Below are 17,708 nucleotides of genomic sequence, written 5' to 3'. Positions count from 1 at the left end.
ACGAAAAAGAGGAGCTGTCCCGGGTCGTTCCGGGGCAGCTCCTTTATTTGGCGCATCTTGAGCTTCCGGTGCAACCGGAGACTTATCGAACGATCTGACCGCGGATCTCGCCGTTCGGGTGCTGGGTCGTGTGCACGTTGACGTAGGCGTTGCCGCGATTGATTTCGGCGATCAGGTCGCGCAGCGGATCGCCTTGCAGCGGACCGACGAGATCGCTTCGCGTCAGCGAGCCGCAGACGACGCCTCTTCTCGTCGTGATGCCGTATTTCGACGGGCCGAAGAGGAAGGCGACGACGGGCCCGTTCTCCCCTCTGCGGCCGAGATGAATGTGCGCTTGGGTCACCCGAGCGATGTCGCGGACGACCATCCGGAAGAACAATCGGTTCCCGGCATCGTTAAGACGGAAGAAGACGTTCCCCGTCGCGACCGTGCGCACCGGCGGAACCTCGTTCCCGCCCCGTAAGAAGGCATGATACGTTTTCGGTTTCATTCGCAACCACTCCTTTATGCATCTACAAGAGCATATGCAGAGCGGCCGGAACGGCTTGTATCTCTACCTATTACAGGGGAAGATGGGCGAATGGATTCGCGAGGATGCGGACGTCAGTCGGCGCGCGCCTCGGAGGGGAGCCGGCCGAAGCGTTTTTTGTACATTTTCGAAAAGTATTCCGCGCTCATCCCGACCGAAGCCGCGGTCTGCGCGATCGTAAGCTGTAAATTGTCTTTGAGCAGGCTGTCTCCCGTCCGAAGCCGGTAGTCCTGCAAATAGCGAAGCGGCGTCGTCTTCAGCTTGCGGCGGAAGAGGCGCGTCAGCTGGCGCTGCGAATATCCGACGAAGCCGGCGAGCTCGGCGATGGCGACGGGGCGGTCGAGATGGTCGTGCAAGTACCGGATCGCCGCGTCCAGAATTCGTTCGGCGTACGCCCCGCTGTCGTCGGCCGAGGCGGCCTCGCGCGGAGGCGCTGCGTCCGGATCCATCTGCCGCTTCAGGAGCAGGCAATAGGCGAACGACCGCTCGCAGGCCGCCCATGCGTCGAACGCCGGGCCGCTGACGTCCCAGATCCGCTCCAATCCCGCTAGAGCGAGCTCGGGTTCGCGGATCGTCGCGAATCCCGGCCGTCGGCCCACGATCCATTCGGTCCAGCTTTCGGACGACGCCGCGGCGAAGGAGACGTACCCGATCCGCCACGGCTCGTCCCCCAATGGGACACATTCGTAAGGGCAGTCGGCGGGCAGCGTCAATAGCGTGCCGGCGGACAGCGTTCGCCACCCGGAACCGTCCAACGTTCGGAAGCGGCCGCTGCCGGCGAACGTCAGGAACAGCTGATGGGCGGAGAAGCCTTGCAGCCGCGCGATCGGCTGTTGATGCTCCGTCCCGACCGTGTACACGACGAAGGGCAGCTTGGCGCGGTCGTGCAGAACGGGATTGCTTCGTTGAGGCAGCAAGCGCATGAGCATGGGCGGGTTCCTCCGGTACTTATGTCCGAAATGGACAAGGGGTTGTCCGTTATGGACGGTTCATAGGTAGCTTATCGCTCTTCTATAATGAAAGCAATGCACCGAAGATGAAGAGACGAGGTGGCCTCATGAGGTTATGGTATCGATCGCCGGCGAAGGCGTGGACGGAGGCGCTGCCGGTCGGCAACGGTCGGATCGGCGCGATGGCGTTCGGCGGCGTGGAGCGGGAGCGAATCGCCTTGAACGAAGATACGCTGTGGTCGGGGTATCCGAAGGATGGGAACAATCCGGGCGCGCGCGACGCGCTGCCGCGGGTGCGCGAGCTCATCCGGCAAGAACGGTACGAAGAAGCGGACGCGCTCTGCAAGGAGATGATGGGGCCGTACACGCAGTCGTTCCTGCCGTTCGGCGATCTGACGCTGCGGTTCGAGCACGGCGACTTATGCCGGGCGTACGAGCGCGCGCTGGATTTGGAGACGGGCGTGACGACGACCGTCTACCGCATCGGGGACGTCGTCTACCGCCGCGAGACGTTCGTCTCGCATCCGGATCAGGCGCTCGTCGTGCGGCTCGAGGCGAGCATGCCCGGCGCGCTGCGCGTCCACGCCCGCTTGGACAGCCCGCTGCGCCACGCCGGGGCCGCCGTCGGCGACCGCTACATGATGGAAGGCGTCGCGCCCGAGCATGTGGCTCCGAATTACGAATCGGTCGATGATCCGATTCGCTACGGGGACGCGGAGACGACGAAGGCGATGCGGTTCTGCGGCGGGCTGCGGGCGGCGGCGGAGGACGGCGTCGTGCGGGCGGACGCGGACGGCATCCACGTGTACGGCGCGACCCGCGTCACGCTGACGTTCTGCGCGGCGACGAGCTTCGCCGGCTTCGATCGGCCGGCGGGCGGCGGCGGCGTCGACCCGAAGCGGAAGGTCGACGCCGATCTCAACCGCGTCGCGGGGAAGCCCTACGAGGCGCTCCTCGCGGCGCACGTCGCCGACCATCGCGCCTTGTTCGACCGGGTACGGCTTCGGATCGGAGACGGCGCGTCTCCCGGCGCAGAGCTGCCGACGAACGAGCGGATCGCGGCGTTCAGCGCGGACGACCCGGGGCTCGTCGAGCTGCTCTTCCACTACGGCCGTTATTTGATGATCGCCTGCTCCCGGCCCGGCACCCAAGCGGCCAACCTGCAGGGCATCTGGAACGAATCGACGCGGCCGCCGTGGAGCAGCAACTACACGCTCAACATTAACGCGCAGATGAACTACTGGCCGGCGGAGACGGGCAACCTGGCGGAATGCCACGAGCCGCTGCTGACGTTCATCGGCAATCTGGCCCGGAACGGAGCCGACACGGCCCGGATCAATTACGGCGCTCGAGGCTGGACGGCGCATCATAACTCGGACATCTGGGCGCAGAGCGCGCCCGTCGGCGGATACGGCGACGGCGACGCCTCGTGGGCGTTCTGGCCGATGGGCGGCGTCTGGCTGACGCAGCATCTGTGGGAGCACTATGCTTTCGGCGGCGACGAAGCGTATCTGAAGGATCGCGCGTATCCGGTCATGAAGGAGGCCGCGCGGTTCTGTCTCGATTGGCTGATCGACGACGGCGAAGGCCGCCTCGTTACCGCTCCCGCCACGTCGCCGGAGCATAAGTTCCGCACGGCGAACGGCGTCGCGGCCGTCAGCATGGCGTCCACGATGGATCTGTCGCTCATCCGCGAGCTGTTCGCAAGCTGCATCGAAGCGGCGACGATCCTCGGGACGGACGAGCCGTTCCGCAAGGAGCTCGCGCAGGCGCTGGAGCGGTTGTTCCCGCTGCAGATCGGGCGGGGCGGCGTCCTTCAAGAATGGTATAAAGACTTCGAGGACGAAGACGTGCATCACCGGCACGTGTCGCATCTGGTCGGCGTCTATCCCGGCCGAACGCTGGCCGAGCGGGACGCGCCGGAGCTGTTCGCGGCGGCGCGCCGTTCGCTGGAGCGCCGCGGCGACGACGGGACCGGCTGGAGCCTTGGCTGGAAGGTCGCCCTGTGGGCCAGATTCGGCGACGGCGACCGGGCGCTGAGGCTGCTGGGCAATCTGCTGCGCCTCGTGAAGGAGGACGAAGCCGAAAATTACCATCATGGCGGCGTCTACGCCAACTTGTTCGACGCGCATCCGCCGTTCCAGATCGACGGCAACTTCGCCGCGGTCGCGGGCATCGCGGAGATGCTGCTGCAATCGCATCAAGGCGTGCTGGACCCGCTGCCGGCGCTTCCCGCCGCTTGGGCGAGCGGGGAGGTTCGCGGCCTGCGCGCCCGCGGCGGCTGCGAGGTCGACCTCGCCTGGGCGGAAGGCCGCTTGACCGCGGCGACCATCCGGCCGGATCGGAGCGGCGTCGTCGCGATCGCGCGGGCCGCCGGGCTGCGGCTCGAGGTCGACGGGGCGCCCGTGGCGGTGGCGACGGGGCCGGACGGCACGCTGCGCTTCGACGCCGTTGCGGGCACCGAATATCGGTTATCGGCGGAGCGATCGTCGGCGGGCGTCTCTTCGCGCTCCTTTCCAAGGTAATTCCCTCTGTTCAGGAAGTCGGGGGACAACGTCTAAGCTGCCTCGAAGCAAAGCTTGTCCCACGCCTCCCGCAGGGAGGTTCCTTTGGCGGCGGCGTTCCAGCGGAAGCAGAATTCGTCGAGGTAGCTCTGCAAGTACTTCGTGCCGACGCCGTTGAACAGCCGGTTCATCCAGCTGCGAGCCTCAAGGATGCAATCTCGCAGCGGGCTACGGTGCATGCGATCGGAGTTGAGCCAATGCTTGTCCGCGCTTGGATCGACGTGTTCTTCGAGGATGCGCGTCATCCCGTGCGCGGTCGGTTCCTTGAACCCGCGGACAAGACGGTCCCGAGGCACGAACCCGAGCTTCAGCGCGGTCGGCTGGCCGCCCATCCCGACGGAAGCCGAGACGGACACGACGCGTTCGCAGCGGTAGTGCCGGTGGGGCAGGAAAATGAAAATATAGTTAGGCGCCAAGAAATGCAGCCCGGTATGTACGGTCCCCTGAAGCTTGTAGGCGTCTTCGATTTCTCCGATCGCTTGCCGGAATTTGCGCAGCATGAGCCACGCCGTCTTATGTTTTACGTCAATGAAGGCGGCGAGCTGCTTCGCGTTGACGCCGTTCGTAGAGGTGAGCAGCTCGATGGCGGCGGCCCACTTGGCGAGCGGCGTGCGCGTCTTGGCCATGAGAGTGCCGGAGGTTACGGACGTTTGATGGCCGCACAGGCGGCATTCGTAAAGCGGCAGTTGCCGCGTCGAAATCGTGTAATACGCCTCGTGCCCGCAGTTCGGGCAAACAAATCCGCTCGGCCATCGCCGCCGAAAGAAATACGCCACCCATTCCGCTTGGTCCATGAACGTCGCCTCCTTTTACCTATTATACCGAACATACGTTCCGTAATCAACGGAAAATTCCCAATCCCTTATCCTGAACAGGAGGAATCTCCTTGGAAAGCAACGGGGGCGAGACATGACCGGCCGCGCTTCTGAGCATGAGGAATGACCTTAGAAAGGCAGGCAAGGGAGGACACCTCCCGACGGAGTAAACGCAGGTGGGGATGGAGGGTAGCTCTTTTCATTTTCCAAGAGAAGTATGGGGACCGCCTTGCGGGGAAAAGATGGATATATTCCTGCGCAGGAGGGATCGTTTATTCATGGGGTTCGTCGTCATGTTCGTCGCGTCATGGCTGGCTATATTTATCTTCTACTTACTCCAAGAACGGTTGACCATTCTGGAAAACGCCTTCGTCTTCTTGGTCGCTCTTACGCTCGTCATCAACGTATCGTGGATCGTCACCGAGGAGTTGAAGCTCGTGGAGATTACGAAGGATGGTCTAGCCTATACGGGATACTTACTGAATCGGAGCATCGGCGCTCCGATGATCTTCGTCATCGTCATGACCGCCGTATTTCGCGCGAATGCGGCGTGGACGGCGCTCGCTTCGGCGGCGGCCGCGTTAGCCGCGTTGGTAGCCTTGAACGGAGCGGCATTGTATCTCGACATCCTCCGGTACCCCAAGTGGAATTTGGGGTATGACGCGCTCTTGTTCGCCGCGCTGCTGGCGGTCGTTTACGGGCTGCTTCGGCTGTATCGGAGAACGGTGTACGGGAGGCGTTCGTCTTGATTTTGTGGGAACAGTTCGACCGCAACGAATGGTTCGTGATCGGCATGACGGTCGTCGCTTACGCGGCCGTGTTTTTGCTGCCCCGGAGGGTACCGCTCAGCTTTATGATCCTTGGGTTGGTGTGGGGATTTACCAGCTCGACGCTGTTCGACTTTACGATCGGCGGGGGCTTGATGGATTTCTACGTCGTCAACGATTCGAACCGGTATGAAGTCACGGACCTGCTCGTTTATATCATGTTCGCGCCGTTCGGCTACTTGATCGTGAATTTTTATGAGATGCTGCGCATTCGGAAGAAGCTGTGGGTCATGCTGTATATCCTCGGCTGGACGCTCGTCGGCACGGGCGTGCAGTGGGTGTCCGAGTGGATGCATATGACGACCTACCAGAAAGGGTATCGGTTCGAATATAACATCGCTGTCTTCTTGGTCATACAGACCGTGACGGTGTGCTTTTATCGGTATTTGAAGGCGAGCGGCCGAGGCGACGATCCGGATGCGTCGGAACGCGACGCGCGAGCGCACAAGACAAGGACTTCGTAATTCTAGGGAAAAAGGAATCATGGAAGCTTGTGGCCCGGCGATGCGGCGCAAGCTTCTTTTTTTGCCGACCCGGGGGAGTGACATCCCTGGCGCACGCAGGCGCGCGTTTCGTCGAAATTCGACGGCGCGATTCGGCATAAGGATTTTCCAGTAACATCTATATTTCCTTGGGTTTTTTCGGCGAAGTTCCGGAGGTATGATGCCCTTGGAGGCGAAGGAGGGAATGTTTTGTAAGCGTTTTACATGGCGATGCGAATGCGATTGTCGACAAGGAGGGGACCGCGGCGGATGCATAACGGACGATAGAGGAGCTTTCCGTAGTTGAAGGGACGGCACGCCTGAACGAATTTACGCTAGGGGGAAAGCGGACATGTGGAAGAAGTGGAAGGGATTTTTGCCCGTGCTCTTGACGGCGGCGCTGCTGCTGCCGCAGCCGGGGGGCAAGCCGGTCGCAGTGGCCGCCGCCGTCGGGGAGACGGTCATCGCGAACGACTTCGAGACCGGGACGGACGGTTGGTTTAAGAGAGGGTCGGAGACGGTCGAGCGATCGACCGAAGCCGCGCACGAAGGGACGGGGAGCCTGAAGACGACCGGACGTACGCAAAGCTGGAACGGTCCGGGCATGTACGCAGACTCCTTAGTGAAGGGAGCCGCGTACGAATTTTCGTTGTACGCCAAGCTAGCGGACGGCTCGGGACCGGCCGCGATTCGGCTGACCGTCCACCAGGAAGGCTTGCCGTCGGGCGATCCCGAGACGTATAAGGGGATCGCCTCGGCGCAAGCGTCGGCTTCCGATTGGGTCGAGCTCAAGGGCGGCTTCGTCTTGGATCCTCGGGCTTCTAGATACCAATTGTACGTCGAATCGGACAGCCCTACGGCATCTTACTATATCGACAGCTTCCGGGCGAAGCTGGTCGGTATGCCGACGACGAGCGCGATCGTCTTGAATCAAAGCTTCGAGGACGGCCAGCTCGGCGGCTGGGGACCGCTTGCGTGGGGCGGCTCCGGGGAAGCGTCGATCGCTTCCGGCGTCGCGTCCGAAGGCGGCATGTCGCTGAGGCTGTCGAACCGTCAATCCCGAGCAAGCAGTCTCAGCCGCGACTTGAGCGGCGTGCTGCGATCGGACCGGACGTACGATCTAACGTTCAAGGTTCGCCTCGGCGAAGGGTCGGACGCGTACCACCTGACGGCGAAAATCACTTCGGGCGGCCAGGACAGCTACAACTGGATTATCGGGAATACGGCGGTCGACGCCGCGGCGTGGACGACGTTCGAGCTGAAGGGCTACGAAGTGCCGAGCCATACGACCGGCTTCCTGGTATATCTGGAGTCCGTCGACGGCTCGACCTCCACGGCGGACGTGTACCTTGACGAGTTCAAGGTCGTCGACGTCACCCCGGGCGAGGGGCCGGAAGAGCCCGGCGATCTGGATCAAAGCGGCGTGCAAGCGAGCTTCGAGGACGGGGTAGGCGGCTGGGTGCGCCGATTCGGAGACGGCATGATCGAAGCGTCATCGGCGGATAACCATACGAGCGGAGGCTCTAAGAGTCTGTTGACGACGGCCTCCGGGCAATACGACGGGCCGCTGTTGAACGTGCTCGGCAAGATGCATAAGAACCATGAATACAACCTGTCGGCTTGGGTGAAGATGGCGCCGGGCGAAGAAGCGACGCGCCTTCGGCTCAGCGTGCAATCCGGCGAGAGCGCGTTCGCGAACGTGTCCGCGAACGCGACGGTCACCGACGGAGCGTGGGTACAGCTCGCGGGCAAGTTTACGCTGCGGACGACGCCGACGGTCTTGAACGCGTACGTCGAGACGGCGGACGACAACGGCGAGCCGCGATCGTTCTATATGGACGACTTCGCCTTGTCGTACGTCGGTCCGGTCGAAGGACTGCTTCCGATCCAAACCGGCCTCGACAGCCTGAAGGACCTCTATGCGGGCTACTTCGACATCGGGGCGGCCGTCGAGCCGGCGCAGCTGACGGGCGCGGTCCATCCGCTGCTGAATAAGCATTATAACGCCATCGTCGCGGAAAACTCGATGAAGCCCGGCTCCATCAGCCCGAGCGAAGGCGCGTATAACATCGCTTCCGCGCAAACCATCGCGCAATACGCGAGAGACCATGACATGCGGCTGCGCTTCCACACGCTGCTGTGGCACTCGCAGGGCGCCGACTGGATGCTGAAGGACGCGAACGGGAACTGGCTCGCGGCGACGCCGGAAAACAAGGAGCTCGTTCTCGACCGCTTGGAAGCGTACATTACGGAAGTCGTCGCGGAGTTCGCCGACGTTGCCGACTCCTACGACGTCGTCAACGAGGTGATCGACGAAGGCCGGCCCGACGGCATGCGGGACAGCTACTGGTACCGCCTTACGGGCAAAGACTTCATCAAGACGGCGTTCCGGGCGGCGCGGGCCGCGGATCCGACCGCGAAGCTGTATATTAACGATTACAGCACGCACAATCCGCAAAAACGCGACTTCCTGTACGACCTGGTCATGGAGCTGAAGGCGGAGGGCGTGCCGATCGACGGCATCGGTCACCAGACGCATATCAACGTCAGCGGCCCGTCGATCCGACAGATCTCCGATTCGATTCGGAAATTCGCGGAAGCGGGCTTCGACAATCAGATTACCGAGCTCGACATCTCGGTGTATACGAACAACAGCGACAGCTACGACCCGATTCCGGAAGACATTCTGATCAAGCAGGGGTACAGGTACAAGGAGTTGTTCGAAGCGTTCGTCGCGCTGGACGAGGCGGGCCGAGCCGCCGGCAACCCGAACGGCTGGATCAGCAACGTGACGCTCTGGGGCATCGCGGACGATCATACCTGGCTCCATAACCGCGGCACGACGCGACAGGACGCGCCGTTCCCGTTCGATAAGCGGTACCAGGCAAAATACGCGTACTGGGGCATGGCGGAAGCCGTCAAGGAGATCGTGCCTTCCAAGCTGCCGATCGTGAAGAAAACCGGAACCGCCGCGTACGGCACGCCGATCGCGGGCGGGCAAGCGGACTTGATCTGGAGCGCCGTGCCGGCCCTGGAGACGGAGCGGGCGGGCGGCTTCGGAGCCAGCTTCAAGACGCTCTGGGACGAGGGGCATCTGTACGTGAGAGCGTTCGTCGCGGACGACGTCGCGTCGGCCGGCGACAAGCTGGAGGCGTTCGTAAACGACGGAGCCATCCGCGCGTTCGAATTCCCGCGGAGAGGGTCCGCCGCGACGGAGACGGAGGGCGGTTACATCGCGGCGTTTTCCATTCCGCTCGGCGCGACGCTGTCGCCCGGCGATCAAGTGTCCTTCGACCTCCGAGTCACGCACGAAGGCGTCCAAGACGGAACGGAGCACGGACGCAACGGCGCCATCGTCTCTTGGAGCGATCCGCGCAACCTGCAGCACCAAGATTCGAACGGCTACGGCGCTTTAACGCTGGTCGAAGCGCCGAAGATCGCGGAGACGGGCTACGGAACGCCGGTCGTCGACGGCGAACTCGACGCCGCGTGGGCGCATGCGAGCGAGCAGGCGACGACCGTCTGGGTCGAGGGAACGAGCGGATCGACCGCAACCTTCCGGACGCTGTGGGACGAACGGTACTTGTACGTCTATGCGGAAGTCGCCGACGCGCGGCTGAGCGATGCGAGCGCGAATGCGTGGGAACAGGATTCGGTGGAAATCTTCGTTGACCAAAACAACGGCAAGACGCCTTCCTACCAAGACGACGACGGACAGTACCGCATCAACTTCAAGAACGCGAAGACGGTGGGCGGCCATGCGACCCAAGACAATTACGCTTCCGCTACGAAGCTCGTCGACGGCGGGTACGTCGTGGAAGCGGCGATTCGCCTCGATACGATCGAGCCGCGGGACGGCACGGTCATCGGCTTCGACCTCCAGGTCAACAACGACGAGGACGGGGACGGGACGCGGAACAGCGTGGCGATGTGGAGCGATCCGACCGGCCAGTCGTATATGAACGCGACAAGACTCGGCGTGCTTCGGTTTACGAGCCTGCCGCAGCCGGCGTCCGTCCAAGCGAAGGCGCAAAACCATCAGGTCGTGCATCTGACATGGGCCGAGGTCGACGGGGCGATCGGGTACCACGTCTACCAAGCGACCTCGGCGGACGGTCCGTTCGTCAAGGTGACGAAGCAGCCGGTCGACGACGCGAATTTCGTCCTCAATAAGCTGACCGCCGGAACGACGTATTATTACCGCGTGACGGCGGTGCACCCGAACGGGGAATCCAGACCGTCGGCCGTCGCGTCCGCCGCGACGAAACAGAAATAGGCGATGTCGAGCGAGACGCCCTCCCGCGGGGGCGTCTTCTTCACGTCCCGCAAGAAAAGAAGCCGGTCGCTTACGCGAACCGGCCCTCGGCGGTCAAATACTTTTCCGTTAGAATCGTTAACAGCTGCACGCCGACCTCGTTATGCCCGCCTTCTGGAATGATGACGTCGGCGTATTTTTTCGACGGCTCGATGAACGCCTCGTGCATCGGCTTCACCGTATTCAAGTACTGGTCGTGGATCGACTGGATCGAGCGCCCGCGCTCCTGAATGTCGCGCAGCACGCGACGGAGAATGCGCACGTCCGGGTCCGTGTCGACGAACACCTTGATGTCGAGCAGCTGCCGCAGCTTCTCGTCGTACAGCACGTGCAGTCCTTCGATGATCGCGATCTTGTTGGGCGAAAGCCGAACGGTCCGATCCGGGAACCGGGCATGCGACGCGAAGTCGTACACCGGCGCGTCGGCGGCGAGGCCCTGCTTCAACCGCCCGAGGTGTTCGGTCAGCAAGTCGTTGTCGAACGCGAAGGGATGATCGTAGTTGATCTTCTCCCGTTCGGCGAAGCTCAGATGCGGGTTGTCCTTGTAGTAGTTGTCCTGAGAGACGAACGTCACCTTGTCCGAGCCGAGCCGTTCGATGACGGAGCGGGCGACCGTCGTTTTGCCAGAGCCGGTGCCGCCGGCGATACCGATGATAAGCATGCGTTGCTGGGAACCTCCCGGTGTAGTGCTTTAGTCGTTTGCAATTCAAGTATTGTAGCACAGTGTCGAAACTTTTTCATCACGGCCTCCCGCTGCCCCCTCATGTCTGAACGGGATCCGACCCTCATATATTTACACTGTCGTATTTTGCCCCGAAAATGCTCCGGAACAAGCCGCTCGGCGGCTCCATCCTGGCGTAAGGACGTGAGGGTATGCGGAGGTACCAACGGATCAAGTGGAGGCTGCTGCTCGCTCGAGTCGGCGCGGTCGCGGCGCTGGTCGCGCTGATCTTCTTAGGCGGTCCGCCCGTATGGCAAGCGACGCTGACCGCGCTTTCCCTAATATTCCAACTGCTGTTCGCGGTCTCCTTCATCATTGTTCCGTCCGCGGCGCTGTTCTGGTTTCTGGCCCGAGGCCGGACGTATTGGATTTTCCCCGACGAGACGGGCGCGACGCGGGACGATTACCGAGGCAACCCCGAAATCGTGGAAAACGCCGAGCGCATCGTCATGCTGCTCAAGGGCGTGAAGGATTTCAAGCGGATGGGCGGCGAGGCGATCCGCGGCTTGCTCTTGTGCGGCCCTCCCGGCACCGGAAAGTCGTATCTCGCGCAGGTGATCGCGAACGAAGCGCAGGTCCCCTTCGCGTACGCCTCGGCGCCGAGCTTCCAAACCATGTTCATCGGCGTCGGGAACCTGAAGGTGATGCGGCTATATGCGAAGGCGCGCAAGCTCGCGAAGGTGTACGGCGCCTGCATCGTCTTCATCGACGAGATCGACGCGATCGGCATGCGGCGCCAAGGCGGAGGGGGCGGCGGCGCGGGCTTCTTCGGCATGGGGGCCGGCACCGGGCTGCTGAACGAGCTGCTGCTGCAGATGGATCCGCCGAACATCGACGGCTCCAAGCGCGCCAAGCTGCTGCGAACGCTCGGCTTGCGGAGGTCGAAGGCGGAGCGCCCGGCCGTGCTCACCGTCGCGGCGACGAACCTGCCGCACGCGCTCGACCCGGCGCTGCTGCGTCCCGGCCGTTTCGACAGAAAGCTGTGGGTGGACGCGCCGGATTATGACGGACGGGTGGACATTTTCCAATATTATCTGAAGAAGGTCAAGAAGGACGACACGCTGACGGCGGAGAAGGCGGCGCTCGACACGATCGGTTACAACCCGGCGCAAATCAAGCACATCGTGAACGAATCGGTCGTCATCGCGCATCAGCGCGGCGCGGCGGCGGCCGGCTACGACGACTTCCGCGCGGCGATGGAGACGTACGAGTGGGGGTTGAAGCAGCCGCTTCGTTCCATGAGCGACGAAGAGAAGCGGAACGTGGCGTATCACGAGGCGGGGCATGCGGTGGCGCAGTATTTGCTGAAGCCGCACGAGCGCGTATGGAAGGTGACGATCATCCGCCGCGGCGGCGCGCTCGGTTTGGCGGCGACGAAACCGACGCGCGAGCGGTATAATCGAAGCGACAGCGAGTTGTTGGCGGCGATTCAAGTGTGTCTCGCGGCGCGCGCCGCGGAAGAGGAGTTTCTCGGGAAAAAGCTGAACGGGGTCGCCTCCGATCTGCAGCAGGCGACCCAGCTGGCGGGCGCGTATCTCGGCCTCGTCGGGATGGGCGACGATCTGTTCAGCTTCCGCGCGGTCGGCGCGGGCGCGGAGGCGATCCGAACGCTGCGGCCGAAAATCAACGAGCTGTTGAAGGAGCAGATGGCGCAGGCGAAGGCGCTCGTACGGGAGCGGGCGGAGTTCGTCCATGCGATCGCGGAGGAGCTGCTGCAGCGAGGCGACTTGACCGGCGAAGAGATCGAGGACATCTTCGTGCGCCTGTACGGGCATGCAAGGCCGGAGCTGCCCTTGATCGTCTCGCGCACGTCGGCCGATGCGGCCCGACAGGCGGCCCCGGCGCAAGAGCCGCTCGAGGAAGAGCCCGGGGCGCTATCCGAGCCGGGCGAGGACGAGGAAGCGGGCGGCGACGGACGCGGGGACGGAGACGAGGGCGATGCCGACGGCGGGATCGACGACGACGAGGACGGCGGAGCCGGAGCAGGCGAAGACGGGGACGGAAATGGAGATGGAGATGGAGATGGGGATGTCGGAAGGAAAGGCGAAGACGATGCTTTCGATCGAGGGTAAGCGCAGGGAGCTGCTGCACGCGTTAGGGGAGACGCCGCCGCTCGGCGCGCCGATGCGCGTCTTGTCGCGGGAGACGGAGGAGCGGGACGGGTACGCGCTGGAGCGGCTCGTTCTGGATTGAACGGGATCGAGCCGGTTCCGGCGCTGGCATCTACTACTACGTGCCTGGGCTCTTGCAGCGGTTCTCCACCGCGGACGTCAATGCGCTCGTCGCCCGCGCCCGCGGACGCATGGGACTTGCGCGTGTACGAGGCGGGACACGAGGAGACCGCGGACATGCGGAGCGCGGTGGAGACGTTTCTGCGGAATTGCATATAGCGAGGCAGCCGAAGCCGGCGGGGCGTCGACCCCGTCGGCTTTCGTATTGGAGCTTTCATGGATGACGGCACCCATTCCGACGCATGATATACCAATCTGGAAAAAAAAGACGTCATCTGCCGAGGAGACAGGACGATGTTGGATACGAAAAAGCCGGAACGATACGCGAACATGATCCCGATGGCGGAATTGGATACGACGGAGAAGCGGCTCTCGCCGTTCCCCGTATACAACCAGCTGCGTCGCACGACGCCCGTGCGGTACGACGGAAGCCGAAGCTGTTGGGACGTCTTCCGGTACGAGGACGCGTTGCGCGTTCTGAAGGATCCGGCGGGGTTTTCCTCCCGGCGGGGACTGGCCGGGGACGAGACGGAGACGATTCTGACGATGGATCCGCCGCGGCACGGCCCATTGCGGGCGCTTGTCAACAAAGCGTTCACGCCGAAGGTCGTATCGAATCTGGAGCCGCACATCCGGTCGATCGCGGACGAGTTGTTGGACGCGAAGCGCTCCGGAGGCGCTATGGATATCGTCGGCGATCTGACCGTGCCGCTGCCGGTCATCGTCATCGCCGAGCTGCTCGGCGTCCCGGCGAAGGATCGCGATCTGTTCAAGGCGTGGTCCGATGCGCTCGTGATGGGATTGGACGAGAACACCGACGAGGCGTTCGCGCGGGTGTCGGCGGAGAAGGCCCGAACGATCGCGGAGCTTCAGGCGTATTTCGCGGGCATCCTTCGGGAGCATCGGGAGCGGCCGCAGGAAGATCTGATTTCGCTGCTGATCGCCGCGGAGATCGACGGGCAGAAGCTGACGGATGCGGAAATCGTCGGGTTTTCGATGTTGCTGCTTGCGGCCGGCAACGAGACGACGACGAACTTGATCGCGAACGCGGTCCGGATTCTGACCGAGCAGCCTGACTTGCAGCCGCTGCTGCGGCGCAGCCCGGAGACGATCCCGTCCTTCGTGGAGGAGACGCTTCGGTACTATCCGCCGATTCAGGCGATCGGCAGAGTATGCGCCCAAGATGCGGAGCTCGGCGGCGAGCGCATTCGCGCTGGCGAGCAAGTCGTCGTTTGGGTCGCTTCCGCCAACCGGGACGAGTCCAAGTTCGACGATCCGGACGCCTTCGTCCCCGATCGGAAGCCGAACCAACACCTGTCGTTCGGGTCCGGCATCCACTTCTGTTTAGGGGCCCCGCTCGCTCGGCTCGAGGCGCAGATCGCGCTGCGCGCCGTCGTCGAGCGGATGGAAGAGATTCGCCGGGCCGCCGACGCGCCGATGAACCCGATTCAAAGCCCGTTCGTCTTCGGCGTGCAGTCGTTCCCCGTAACGTTCCGCGCGTCCGGCCGATAAGCGCATTCCCCGGAAGCCGTTCCGCAGCATGCATGCGGGACGGCTTTTCTACATAAAAAAGGAAGGCTTAGGCAAACTACCCAGTAACCATTTTCCACACTTTGACGATAACGGAGCCATGCGATGGACGCGACTCTAGAAGCCCCTTCCCCGGAACAAGCGGAAGCGTCGAAGGTACAGACCGAGTTCGACGACCTCGAATTGCTGATCGAACAAGCGAAGCGATCCACGGATTACCAAGAGATGCGCATTCCTTCCGCCGCGGACGAAATTACTGTCTCGTATTATGGAACGCTAGTCGACAAGGAGCTGTTGCGGAAGCGGCTGATCGAACCGCTGCAGCGCCATGCGTCGCAGTCGGACGATATCCACAGCCTTGAAGGTCTTGCGAGATGGATTCCTACGGAAGAAATCGAAGTGACCGATCAAGTGGAGATCATTCAGTCCAAGCTATTGAGAGGGCATGCGCTCGTCCGCCGGGCCGGCGAGCGGAAGCGATGCGCCTTAGTTCCGCTTGCCGGCTTGCACGGCATGAGGAAGGACAATACGACCGAGAACGAATTCAGCGTGGTCGGGCCGAACGTCGGGTTTATCGAAGATCTCGATACCAACTTGCATCTCTTGCGGATGCAGCTCAGCATTCCGCAGCTGGTCGTGAAAGAGCTGACGATCGGCTCGATGTCCAAGTCCAGAGTCGCCATCGTCTACATCGAAGGCGTGACGAACGAACGGAACGTGCAGACGGCGCGGCAACGGTTGGAAGGGATCGACTTCGACGTCATCTTCGATACGTCGCTGCTCGATCAAATGATCGCAGACGAATCGGCTACGCCCTTCCCCTTGTTCGTGACGACCGAGCGCAGGGATCGGGTCGTCTATGCGCTCATCTCCGGGCAGGTCGCGATCATTGCGGACGGCTCGCCGTATTTTATCACCGGCCCTTCGACGCTCCATGACTTCTTCATTTCTCCCGAGGATTATTTTTTGCCTTGGATTTTAGGGTCGTTCTTCCGCATCATCCGGATTATCGGGGTCGTGTTCTCCTTGTTCGCCACATCGTTCTACATCGCGATCACGACGTTCCATTACGAGGTCATCCCGCAGGATCTGCTCGGGCCGCTCATCTACTCGCGGATGAACGTGCCGTTTCCTCCCGTCTTCGAGGTCTTGTTCCTGGAGCTGACCATCGAGTTTCTGCGGGAGGCCGGAGCGCGGCTGCCGACGAAGATCGGGCAGACGCTCGGCATCGTCGGAGGCATTATCATCGGACAAGCCGCCGTGGAAGCCGCGCTCACGAGCAATATTCTGATCATCGTGGTCGCGCTGTCCGCGTTAGCCTCGTTTACGACGCCGATCTATAAGATGTCCAATACGATTCGATTTTTACGGTTTCCAATGATCGTACTGTCCTCCCTATGGGGGGCGATCGGCTTATTCATCGGCATCGGCTTCCTGCTGGTACATGTAACGAAGTTAACGTCATTGGGATCTCCGTATACCGTCCCTGTATACCCTTTGAGAGTAGGAGACTTGAACGATAGTCTGATCCGGCCGCCGTTCCCATGGACGAGCAAGCGGCCCGGATATTTGCGTCCGCGATCGCGTACGAGATACACGCCCGGAGCCGGAACGGGGGAGGACGCCGATGAGGATTAGCCGCATGAGCCGCCTAGGGATCGCGCTCGCGCTCGTGCCGCTGCTCGCGGCTTGCGGGGAGCAAGCCATCGTCAATGAAGTGAAGCTCGTGCAGACGACCGGGTTCGACTTGTCCGTGAAGGGGGAGTCGTCCGCGGTGTTGATCCCGCTCTATACGAAGAAAACCAAGGCCGACGTAGAGCTGCTTCAGGCCGATTCCGTCTCGCACTTCAACATGATTCCAAGCTTGAATATGAAATCGAGCGGAACGCTGGAGTACGGACAAGTCAACTTAGCGGTATTCGGCGAATCGTTCGCGAAGAAAGGGGTCGGTACCGTGTTGGATACGTTCTGCAAGGATCCGAAGATCTCGACGCGCATGATCCTCGCGGTAACGGAAGGGGAGGCCGTCGAGCTGTTGGAGCAGACGAAGAAGCGCAAGAATCGACGCTGTTGTCCGACATGGCGATGCAGAACGTTCGCAACGGCAATCTTCCGTCGTCGAACCTGCATTTGTCTCTGTACAACTTCTTCGGGGTAGGCCGCGACATGTATATGCCGTACTTCCGCCCGAAGAACGGAGCGCCGGAGCTCGGCGGGACGGCCTTGTTTCGGGAGGACCGGCTGGCCGCGGTGATCGGCTTTAAGGATTCGTTCCTCTTGAAGCTGCTCGTCGAAAACGGGAGGAACGGAAGTATGCTCATTCCCGTGAAAGAGCCGCGGGAAGCCCGGGATAGCTACGTAGCGATCCAGGTCATCCGATCGGAGACGAAGTTCAAGGTGAAGCGAGTCCGCCCGGTGCCCGAGATCTCGATCCGAACCGAGGTGGAGGCGTTGGCGAGGAAAGTGCCGGAACAGGTGAAGCTTGCAACGCCCGAAGGGCTGTCGGAGATGGAGCGCGAGGGGGCCTCGTATATCGAGCGAGAGATTGAAGCGCTGCTGAAGTATTTCAAGGAACGCCGCGTGGATCCCGTCGGATTCGGCGATATGGTTAGAAGCCGGGATCGGCGTTGGAACGAACGGGTATTCCAAGAACTATACCCGTCCGTCGGTACGGAAGTCACGGTAAAGTTGAACATCTTTCAGACCGGCGTCGGGGAATAACCCGGCGGACCGGGAGGGGGCAG

The 17,708-nt window shown here is 62.3% G+C and carries 14 protein-coding genes; 10 read left to right on the top strand and 4 right to left on the bottom strand.

The window, feature by feature from the left end; translation table 11 throughout:
* Positions 1 to 82: 82 nt before the first annotated feature.
* Complete coding sequence (locus tag RIN49_RS21535) at positions 83 to 490, bottom strand: CHRD domain-containing protein (protein WP_309122213.1); 408 nt, start codon at positions 488 to 490, stop codon at positions 83 to 85.
* A gap of 113 nt (positions 491 to 603) precedes the next feature.
* Positions 604 to 1,458, bottom strand: coding sequence for an AraC family transcriptional regulator (locus RIN49_RS21530; RefSeq protein WP_309122212.1), 855 nt, complete (start codon positions 1,456 to 1,458; stop codon positions 604 to 606).
* 128 nt (positions 1,459 to 1,586) lie between these two features.
* Here RIN49_RS21530 and RIN49_RS21525 point away from each other — a divergent pair, with 128 nt between their 5' ends.
* Positions 1,587 to 4,004 carry a glycoside hydrolase family 95 protein gene (locus RIN49_RS21525; RefSeq protein ID WP_309122211.1) on the top strand — a complete coding sequence of 806 codons (2,418 nt, stop codon included), beginning with the start codon at positions 1,587 to 1,589 and terminating at the stop codon, positions 4,002 to 4,004.
* A gap of 32 nt (positions 4,005 to 4,036) precedes the next feature.
* On the opposite strand, the gene RIN49_RS21520 is transcribed toward RIN49_RS21525, so the two are convergent.
* The gene (locus tag RIN49_RS21520) at positions 4,037 to 4,837 is read right to left on the bottom strand and encodes a transposase (protein ID WP_309122210.1); all 801 of its coding nucleotides are present in this window, start codon (positions 4,835 to 4,837) and stop codon (positions 4,037 to 4,039) included.
* A gap of 299 nt (positions 4,838 to 5,136) precedes the next feature.
* Here RIN49_RS21520 and RIN49_RS21515 point away from each other — a divergent pair, with 299 nt between their 5' ends.
* The 3 genes from RIN49_RS21515 to RIN49_RS21505 all read left to right on the top strand — a co-directional run bounded on the left by RIN49_RS21515 (position 5,137) and on the right by RIN49_RS21505 (position 10,443).
* Positions 5,137 to 5,607 carry a hypothetical protein gene (locus RIN49_RS21515; protein WP_309122209.1) on the top strand — a complete coding sequence of 157 codons (471 nt, stop codon included), beginning with the start codon at positions 5,137 to 5,139 and terminating at the stop codon, positions 5,605 to 5,607.
* On the top strand, positions 5,604 to 6,149 hold the full coding sequence (locus RIN49_RS21510) for a hypothetical protein (protein ID WP_309122208.1): 546 nt from the start codon (positions 5,604 to 5,606) through the stop codon (positions 6,147 to 6,149). Before RIN49_RS21515 ends, RIN49_RS21510 begins: the two co-directional genes overlap by 4 nt.
* A gap of 370 nt (positions 6,150 to 6,519) precedes the next feature.
* The gene (locus RIN49_RS21505; protein ID WP_309122207.1) at positions 6,520 to 10,443 is read left to right on the top strand and encodes an endo-1,4-beta-xylanase; all 3,924 of its coding nucleotides are present in this window, start codon (positions 6,520 to 6,522) and stop codon (positions 10,441 to 10,443) included.
* Between the two features lie 70 nt (positions 10,444 to 10,513).
* Here the strand turns inward: RIN49_RS21505 and udk are convergent, their stop codons facing one another.
* Positions 10,514 to 11,143 carry a uridine kinase gene (gene udk, locus RIN49_RS21500; RefSeq protein WP_309122206.1) on the bottom strand — a complete coding sequence of 210 codons (630 nt, stop codon included), beginning with the start codon at positions 11,141 to 11,143 and terminating at the stop codon, positions 10,514 to 10,516.
* Between the two features lie 212 nt (positions 11,144 to 11,355).
* On the opposite strand from udk, the gene RIN49_RS21495 reads away from it, so the two are divergent.
* The 6 genes from RIN49_RS21495 to RIN49_RS21470 all read left to right on the top strand — a co-directional run bounded on the left by RIN49_RS21495 (position 11,356) and on the right by RIN49_RS21470 (position 17,685).
* On the top strand, positions 11,356 to 13,275 hold the full coding sequence (locus RIN49_RS21495) for an AAA family ATPase (protein WP_309122205.1): 1,920 nt from the start codon (positions 11,356 to 11,358) through the stop codon (positions 13,273 to 13,275).
* The gene (locus RIN49_RS21490) at positions 13,256 to 13,396 is read left to right on the top strand and encodes a hypothetical protein (RefSeq protein WP_309122204.1); all 141 of its coding nucleotides are present in this window, start codon (positions 13,256 to 13,258) and stop codon (positions 13,394 to 13,396) included. Before RIN49_RS21495 ends, RIN49_RS21490 begins: the two co-directional genes overlap by 20 nt.
* Before the next feature lie 332 nt (positions 13,397 to 13,728).
* Positions 13,729 to 14,946, top strand: coding sequence for a cytochrome P450 (locus RIN49_RS21485; protein ID WP_309122203.1), 1,218 nt, complete (start codon positions 13,729 to 13,731; stop codon positions 14,944 to 14,946).
* 123 nt (positions 14,947 to 15,069) lie between these two features.
* Positions 15,070 to 16,602 (top strand): spore germination protein, encoded by a 1,533-nt coding sequence (locus tag RIN49_RS21480; RefSeq protein WP_309122202.1) that lies wholly within the window; start codon positions 15,070 to 15,072, stop codon positions 16,600 to 16,602.
* Positions 16,592 to 17,122 carry a Ger(x)C family spore germination protein gene (locus tag RIN49_RS21475; protein WP_309122201.1) on the top strand — a complete coding sequence of 177 codons (531 nt, stop codon included), beginning with the start codon at positions 16,592 to 16,594 and terminating at the stop codon, positions 17,120 to 17,122. The genes RIN49_RS21480 and RIN49_RS21475 overlap by 11 nt, the downstream gene beginning before the upstream one ends.
* Positions 17,044 to 17,685, top strand: a complete 642-nt coding sequence (locus RIN49_RS21470; protein ID WP_309122200.1) for a Ger(x)C family spore germination C-terminal domain-containing protein — start codon at positions 17,044 to 17,046, stop codon at positions 17,683 to 17,685. The genes RIN49_RS21475 and RIN49_RS21470 overlap by 79 nt, the downstream gene beginning before the upstream one ends.
* The last annotated feature ends 23 nt before the right edge of the window (positions 17,686 to 17,708 follow it).

This window comes from Paenibacillus sp. (assembly GCF_031177825.1).
Lineage (GTDB): Bacteria > Bacillota > Bacilli > Paenibacillales > YIM-B00363 > Paenibacillus_AE.
This window is presented reverse-complemented; position numbering and strand designations above follow the sequence as displayed.

Coding starts and splice junctions, on each gene's coding strand:
- RIN49_RS21535 (WP_309122213.1), bottom strand. CDS start 490: ATGAAACCGAAAACGTATCATGCCTTCTTACGGGGCGGGAACGAGGTT.
- RIN49_RS21530 (WP_309122212.1), bottom strand. CDS start 1,458: ATGCTCATGCGCTTGCTGCCTCAACGAAGCAATCCCGTTCTGCACGAC.
- RIN49_RS21525 (WP_309122211.1), top strand. CDS start 1,587: ATGAGGTTATGGTATCGATCGCCGGCGAAGGCGTGGACGGAGGCGCTG.
- RIN49_RS21520 (WP_309122210.1), bottom strand. CDS start 4,837: ATGGACCAAGCGGAATGGGTGGCGTATTTCTTTCGGCGGCGATGGCCG.
- RIN49_RS21515 (WP_309122209.1), top strand. CDS start 5,137: ATGGGGTTCGTCGTCATGTTCGTCGCGTCATGGCTGGCTATATTTATC.
- RIN49_RS21505 (WP_309122207.1), top strand. CDS start 6,520: ATGTGGAAGAAGTGGAAGGGATTTTTGCCCGTGCTCTTGACGGCGGCG.
- udk (WP_309122206.1), bottom strand. CDS start 11,143: ATGCTTATCATCGGTATCGCCGGCGGCACCGGCTCTGGCAAAACGACG.
- RIN49_RS21495 (WP_309122205.1), top strand. CDS start 11,356: ATGCGGAGGTACCAACGGATCAAGTGGAGGCTGCTGCTCGCTCGAGTC.
- RIN49_RS21490 (WP_309122204.1), top strand. CDS start 13,256: ATGCTTTCGATCGAGGGTAAGCGCAGGGAGCTGCTGCACGCGTTAGGG.
- RIN49_RS21485 (WP_309122203.1), top strand. CDS start 13,729: ATGTTGGATACGAAAAAGCCGGAACGATACGCGAACATGATCCCGATG.
- RIN49_RS21480 (WP_309122202.1), top strand. CDS start 15,070: ATGGACGCGACTCTAGAAGCCCCTTCCCCGGAACAAGCGGAAGCGTCG.
- RIN49_RS21475 (WP_309122201.1), top strand. CDS start 16,592: ATGAGGATTAGCCGCATGAGCCGCCTAGGGATCGCGCTCGCGCTCGTG.
- RIN49_RS21470 (WP_309122200.1), top strand. CDS start 17,044: ATGGCGATGCAGAACGTTCGCAACGGCAATCTTCCGTCGTCGAACCTG.